2 protein-coding genes are annotated in these 1502 nt (G+C 63.1%); one reads left to right on the forward strand and one right to left on the reverse strand.

Going from position 1 to position 1502, the window contains the following annotated elements; translation table 11 throughout:
- On the reverse strand, positions 1-1115 hold a 1115-nt coding region (locus ACH2EH_RS14165; RefSeq protein WP_395142693.1), incomplete at its 3' end, for a M23 family metallopeptidase.
- A gap of 33 nt (positions 1116-1148) precedes the next feature.
- On the opposite strand from ACH2EH_RS14165, the gene ACH2EH_RS14170 reads away from it, so the two are divergent.
- Positions 1149-1502: FAD:protein FMN transferase (locus ACH2EH_RS14170; protein ID WP_395142694.1), on the forward strand; the 354-nt coding region annotated here is incomplete at its 3' end.

Here is a 1502-nt window from a genome sequence, read left to right on the forward strand (position 1 = left end):
CCATCGGCGAGGACGAGGAGGAGGCGACCGTTGCCGACCGCGCCGCCAAAGCGGGTGAAGCCTGTGTAGCGGAGCGCCTCTTGCACGATTTCCTGAGAGAAGAGCGTCGCAGGAGTGCCGGCCAGCCCTAGAATAGCGGCTTGCTTGAGCTTGGTGCCGCGCATCCGCAGCGGCCCGAGTGCCATGCTCCCCGTGCGAACCCAGCGCGGCGACGACAGCCGTGAAAACTGTGTGAGCTCGGCGGCGGCGCAGCGGGTCAGGGTTGGGTCACTACTCAGTGCCGAGCCACTCAGCCGCAGAAGAGGCTGGCTACTCTCGCCCGCTCTCAGGCTTGAGACAGGGGCAAGGCTAGAGATGGGAGCAAGGCGGGCGCGTTCCACAGTATTTTTGCGGTGGTAGACACTCACCACACGGCTTCGTGAGAGCGCAGCGATTCCCACTGCGCCTCCAAGCTGCTGGAGAGCAAGCTCGCTGAGGGTAAATGCCACCTGTCGAGGTTCCTTGAGCAACACAAGTGTCAGGCGGCGCGTAGCCGAATGAAAGCTGCGCACACAGCCCTCGGTGCGAAGCTGACCCGGCTCAGGCGGTTCCGTTGTCGCAAGAACAAGCAGCGGTGTGGGCTTCGCAATCCGCCTTGCTTCGCGCAGCGACGGCGCAGGGTCGCGCATACCGTCGGGGCCGTGTAGCTCGAAGTGTAGGTGCGGGCCATTGGCATCCCCACTATCGCCCACGTAGCCAATCATCTGCCCCTCCTCCACGCTTTCTCCTGGTACGAGGTTGGGTGCAAACATAAAGTCAAGGTTGGCTTTCCCATCACGAGTTCCTGGTGTATCGTCGTTGAGGTGTGTCCCCAGGCAGCCCCAGCCATCGTCGCGGACGATCCAGAAGGTCTGCGGCTTAAAGCCGAGTGTCCCAGCAAACGGCGCAATAATCGGCGTGAACTTTGGCGCGATGAGATCACAGCCTGTGTGGCGATGGGTTCCCCAGTCCTCGTTGTAGCTCGCCCGCCAGCGCACCACACTCAGCACAGGAAAGACCATGGGGATTGTCACCCGCTCGGTCGGGAGCCGCAGCTTGGTGTAGGGAGGGATGGGAGGCAAGAGGGGCTCAGGCATCAGAAAAACCAGTGTACCCGCTATAATCAACAGATGAAAACCGTACTGCTGGCGACAGAGGCGATGCGCTGCCGCTTTGAGCTCGTGCTGGAAGGCGAGCGTGAGGAGAGCTTACGGGCGGCGGGCGAGGCGGCGCTCGCCGAGATCGAGGCGGTGGAGCAGCAGCTCTCGGCCTACGATCCAGGAAGCGATCTCTGGGCAATCAACGCCGAGGGAGCACAGAGGCCCGTCCGTGTCCGCCCCACCACCCTTGCGTTCTTGCGGGAAGCACGCGCACTGACCGAGCGAACGGACGGTGCCTTTGACCCCACTATCGGGGCGCTTGTGGCTCTCTGGCGGGGTGAGCAAGAACCAACGGCGGCAGATGTCGAAATGACACGGGCACGG

Source organism: Armatimonas sp. (assembly GCF_043760365.1).
GTDB lineage: Bacteria > Armatimonadota > Armatimonadia > Armatimonadales > Armatimonadaceae > Armatimonas.